Annotated in this window: 6 protein-coding genes; 2 read left to right on the top strand and 4 right to left on the bottom strand. The window is 68.7% G+C overall.

Annotated elements, in window-relative coordinates; genetic code table 11:
• Together JF597_RS48685 and JF597_RS48680 are read left to right on the top strand one after the other, a co-directional pair.
• The coding region (locus JF597_RS48685) for an ATP-binding protein (RefSeq protein ID WP_294012183.1) at positions 1-471 on the top strand (471 nt) is incomplete at its 5' end.
• A 105-nt stretch (positions 472-576) separates the two neighbouring features.
• Positions 577-1,188 carry a hypothetical protein gene (locus JF597_RS48680; RefSeq protein WP_294012180.1) on the top strand — a complete coding sequence of 204 codons (612 nt, stop codon included), beginning with the start codon at positions 577-579 and terminating at the stop codon, positions 1,186-1,188.
• A gap of 96 nt (positions 1,189-1,284) precedes the next feature.
• On the opposite strand, the gene JF597_RS48675 is transcribed toward JF597_RS48680, so the two are convergent.
• The 4 genes from JF597_RS48675 to JF597_RS48660 form a co-directional block, all read right to left on the bottom strand.
• Complete coding sequence (locus JF597_RS48675; protein ID WP_294012177.1) at positions 1,285-1,794, bottom strand: ATP-binding protein; 510 nt, start codon at positions 1,792-1,794, stop codon at positions 1,285-1,287.
• Positions 1,727-2,338 carry a TetR/AcrR family transcriptional regulator gene (locus JF597_RS48670; RefSeq protein WP_294012174.1) on the bottom strand — a complete coding sequence of 204 codons (612 nt, stop codon included), beginning with the start codon at positions 2,336-2,338 and terminating at the stop codon, positions 1,727-1,729. Before JF597_RS48670 ends, JF597_RS48675 begins: the two co-directional genes overlap by 68 nt.
• Before the next feature lie 195 nt (positions 2,339-2,533).
• Positions 2,534-3,538, bottom strand: coding sequence for a 3,4-dihydroxyphenylacetate 2,3-dioxygenase (gene hpaD, locus JF597_RS48665; protein WP_294012171.1), 1,005 nt, complete (start codon positions 3,536-3,538; stop codon positions 2,534-2,536).
• Positions 3,535-4,722 (bottom strand): aldehyde dehydrogenase (locus JF597_RS48660; RefSeq protein ID WP_294012168.1); only part of this gene is annotated, 1,188 nt, incomplete at its 5' end. The genes hpaD and JF597_RS48660, both read right to left, overlap by 4 nt.

Here is a 4,722-nt window from a genome sequence, read left to right as displayed (position 1 = left end):
AGGGTCGTGACGGCTCTGCTGCCCGACCACGAACAGACGACGGACGACGCAGCCCTGCTCATCGTCCGTACCCGGTGCACTGCTGCCCGCGACGTCGCCTCCTTCCCCCTCCCTGACGATCCCCAGGCAGCCGGACAGGCTCGCGAGTACGTGCGCGAACAACTGGACGCATGGGGACTCGATGATCTTGTACCCACCACCGAGCTGCTGGTGAGCGAGTTGGTCGGAAACATCGTCCGGCATGCCAAGGGCCCCATCCGCCTCCGCCTGCTGCGCAGCCGATCCCTGACCTGTGAGGTCTACGACGGCAGCCTGACCACCCCCCGCATACGCCACGCCAGTTACACCGACGAGGGCGGCCGCGGGCTGCAACTCGTCGCCGCTCTTTCACGGCGCTGGGGCGCCCGCTATCTCGACGACGGCAAGTGCATCTGGACCGAGCAGGACCTTCCGCCCCGGGCGTCCACGTGATCACACAGCCGGACCACTCACTGCCCCACCGTCGCTACGGTCGCCGCACCTAGGCCGGCGGCATGACTCTGCGGTACGCCTGACCGCGATCATGGCCCCTGCGACGTGCATCAGGAGCAGCGCCACCACGCCGGTCACGTCGCCCTCGCCGAACTGGAAGAAGTCCGGAACGAAGGAGACGACTTCGACCGAGGGGACGAGTCGGCGAGAACGTCGTCTGCCCCGGCGGTGCCGGCAGGACTGTCGGCCGCAGATGCCAGAATCCTCGGCATGCCGCTGTGCGATTACTTCTCTGCCGCCGACGATCAGGGTGCTGTCGCTGTCCTGCAGACTCCGGGTGGCCCGGGGCAGGCGGACCTCGACGTGGTCTTTCTTGAGAACATCGACCCGGTCGTCGCGATCGCCCGGCTCGAAGCAATCATGACGGGCTGCAGCTTTGAAGAGGCCGGCGAACGTCCCCGGTCCGGAGAACTGCTGTCGGACCCGGAGCGCGACGGGGCGTTCGTCGTGAGTGTGACGGACACCTTGACCGCTGCCTTGGCCTCGGCGACGCAGGACGACCTCGTCCGATTCGCCGAGCCGTGGTCCATGACCGACGAGCTCCAGCAGATCGGGATCAGCGTCGAGGTGGCGGCTGGTGTGCTGGAGGCCCTGGCCGGACTGGCTCAGCGTGCTCAGGTTTCTGACCGGCGGCTGTATTGCTGGTGGGCCCTGTGAGTCACCGGCGTCCGTCGCCGTCGGCCTTGCCCAGCAGTTCGCGTCGCTGCCGGGCGCGGTAGGAGTCGCCGGTGAGGGTGAGGACCAGGCGGTCGATCATCGCGGCCGCGACCACGTCGTCGGAGAAGCTCTCTCCTCAGCGTCCGAGGGCAGGTTCGAGGTCACCATGACCGAGCCACGCTCGTAACGCGAGGCGATGAACTGGAAGAACAGGTTGGCCGCGTCCTGGTCGAACGGGAGGTAGCCGACCTCGTCGATGATGATCAGCTTGTAAGGGCGGATCTGCTTCGGCTCCGCCTCCAGGCGTCCGGCTTGATGGGCGGCGGCCAGGCGGGCTATCCAGTTGCTGGCGGTGTCGAACAGGACCGAGTAGCCGGCGTGGACGACTTTGACGCCGAGCCCGCCGGCCAGGTGCGTCCTGCCGATCCCGGGCGGCCCGAGCGGGATCCCGTTCTCGCACGGATCGTTTTCGCCGGAGCCAACGATCAGGCCACGGTGCCCGGCCCCGCCGGACTCGTCATCTCTCGCAACCTCAGGCTCACGGCGTGACTCGAACGAGCAGCGGCATGGCAACGCCGTCGACCAGATACTCGACGAACTCCGCATCCAGAGGCAGGCCGAGCAGAGCGTGGCGCATGAACAGGGCCGGCGCACAGAGCTCGTCGATGAATCGCACGTCCCGGTCCAGGGCGAGTTCTCCACGCCGTTCTGCCCGCTCGCAGACAGCCCGGACGGGCGGTACAGCGGGGATCAGCAAGGGGCGCAGCAGCGCCGCGAGCTCAGCATCATTGCGCATGGTGACGAAAAGCCCGCTGATCACGGCGCCTGGCTCGCCACTCATCCACTCGGCGAGCGAATGGAGGTATGCCAGGAGGTCGCCGCGCAGCGTGCCGGTGTCCGGCACCTGCAGGTCCTCGGCCGGGCGCAAGGTCATGGCCGTGCTCACCAGTTCCGCCTTGGTGGGCCAGTGGCGGTACAGCGTGGCCTTGCTCGTCCTGGCGCGGGTCGCCACTGCCTCGTAGTGCAGTCCCTGGTACCCGGACTCGGCGAGTATCTCGTAGACGGCTCGCAGGATGGTCCGCTCACGGCTTGCCGAGAGCCTCCTGGCAGGCCGGGCGGCCGCCGTGGTCGATGCCGCCGGCTCGGACATGGCACCCCCTCGCTTTACAACATGGACACAGGGTACGCGGCATTCGACGCAGCCACCGAACGGTTCCGAGGTCGGGTCACCGCCACTGACCAGGGATGATGCGGGTTCTGGCGGCCAACGGGGCCGGATGCACGTTCTGGCCCCGCCGTGCCGGCCGCTCCGGTGCCGCACCCGGCACCGGAGCTGTTCGCGCGGTCAGCCGAGTCCGTCGGCGCCGACCTGCACGGCGGACTCGTCCAGCAGTGAGCTGCTCACCGGCTGCTGCCGTCCGTCGAGGTCGAGAACCGGGGTCGCCTCCTTGTACCAGGACTCGATCACGGCATTGCCCCAGAAGTCGCGGCGGCGGTCGTCGTTGACGTTCCACCGGTACGTCTCGTGGTCCGGGTCGCCTGTGTAGTAGTCGGAGGTGTAGATCTCCACCCGGTGGCCGTCGGGATCGCGCAGGTAGACGTAGAAGGCGTTGGAGACACCGTGCCGGCCGGGCCCGCGCTCGATGTGCTTCTCCTCGTGCAGCGCGCCGAAGATGTCGGCGGTGCGCAGCACCTGGTGGGACTCGTGGGTGGCGACGCCCAGGTGGTGCAGGCGGGGACCCGCGCCACCGGTGAAAGCGACGTCGTGGACGGTCTGCTTGCGGTACATCCAGGCGGCGTACAGCTCGTGTTCGTCGCCCTCGATGGTCTCCGAGCAGCCGAAGCCGAGGGACTGGTAGTGGGCGTAGGCGGCGGGGATGTCGGGGGTGCAGATGTTGAAGTGGTCCAGGCGGGCGATCTGGGCGCCGCGGTGGAGGTCGTAACGCTGGATGAGGCGCTCACCCCGCTCGATCTCGTGGAAGAACTCGACCGGGAAGCCGAGCGGGTCGACGACGCGTACGGCGTCCCCGACTCCGACCGTGCCCTCGCCCTTCTTCAACCGCTTGACGGGGCGGCCGAGTTGGCGGAAGAACTTCTCCGCCTTGTCGACGTCCTCGGGGGTACGGACGCGGTAGGAGATGTGGTCGAGAGCGGCGATCTCACCCTTGCGCAGCACGAGCGAGTGATGGGTGAGCTCATCGGTCCCGCGCAGGTAGAGGGAGTCGGCGTCCTCGTACTGGACGTGGAAACCGAGCATGTCCACCCAGAACCAGCGGGCCCTGGCCAGGTCGGTGACGACGAGCTGGGCGTAGGCGGAGCGCACGACGTCCGGTGCGGCTGATCCCCTCATCGGGCGGCTCCGAATCGTGGGGTGTGGACGTCACCGAGGGCGACGTGGACGATCTTGGACTCGGTGTAGAAGTCGATGCTGTGGGCGCCGCCCTCCCGGCCGACGCCGGACGCCTTCACACCACCGAAGGGGGTGCGCAGGTCACGGACGTTGTGCGAGTTGATCCAGACCATGCCGGACTCGACGGCGTGCGCGATGCGATGACCGCGCTTGAGGTCCGAGGTCCAGATGTACGCGGCCAGGCCGAACTGGGTGGCGTTGGCCAGCTCGATCGCCTCCGCCTCGGCGTCGAAGGGCGCGACGGCCACGACGGGGCCGAAGATCTCCTCCTGGAAGATCCGGGCGTCACGGGACACGTCGGCGAACACGGTCGGCTGGAGGTAGTTGCCCTCGGTGAGGTGGTCCGGGCGGGCCCCGCCCGCCGCCAGCCGGGCCTCCTTCTTGCCGATCTCGACGTAGTTCAGGACGCGCTCGTAGTGCTCCGTGTGGACCAGCGCCCCCACCTCGGTTTCGGGGTCGGAGGGCAGGCCGACCCTGACCCGGTCGGCTCGCTCGGCGAGGCGGCGGGTGAACTCCTCGTACAGCGGGCGCTCGACGAGCACCCGGGAACCCGCCGTGCAGCGTTCGCCGTTGAGCGAGAACACGCCGAAGACCACGGAGTCCAGGGCTGCTTCGAGGTCGGCGTCGGCGAAGACGACGACCGGGGACTTGCCGCCCAGCTCCATCGACGTGGTCTTGAGGTGCTCGGCCGAGGAACGGATGATGTGACGGCCCGTGTCGGTCGAGCCCGTGAAGGAGATCAGCGGCACGTCCGGGTGGTCGACGAGGGCCTGCCCGGCCTCCTCGCCGATGCCGTGGACGATGTTCACGACTCCGGCCGGCACGCCCGCCTCGGCGAAGATCTCCGGCCAGAGCGAAGCCGACAGGGGCGTCCACTCGGCGGGCTTGAGGATGAGCGTGCAGCCGGAGGCGAGGGCCGGCGCCAGCTTCCAGCTCTCCAGCATGAACGGGGTGTTCCACGGGGTGATGAGGCCGGCGACCCCGACCGCGGTGCGGACCACATAGCTGAACTGCTCACCACCCTGCCGGAAGGCCTCCTCGCCGAGCGCGACGATGACGTCGGCGAAGTAGCGGAAGTTCTCCGCGGCGCGCCGCGCCTGGCCCTTGGCCTGGGTGATCGGCAG

The organism is Streptomyces sp. (genome assembly GCF_019510245.1).
Taxonomy (GTDB): Bacteria; Actinomycetota; Actinomycetes; order Streptomycetales; family Streptomycetaceae; genus Streptomyces.
The sequence above is the reverse complement of the archived record's forward strand: the minus strand, read 5'-3'. Positions and strand labels throughout refer to the sequence as shown.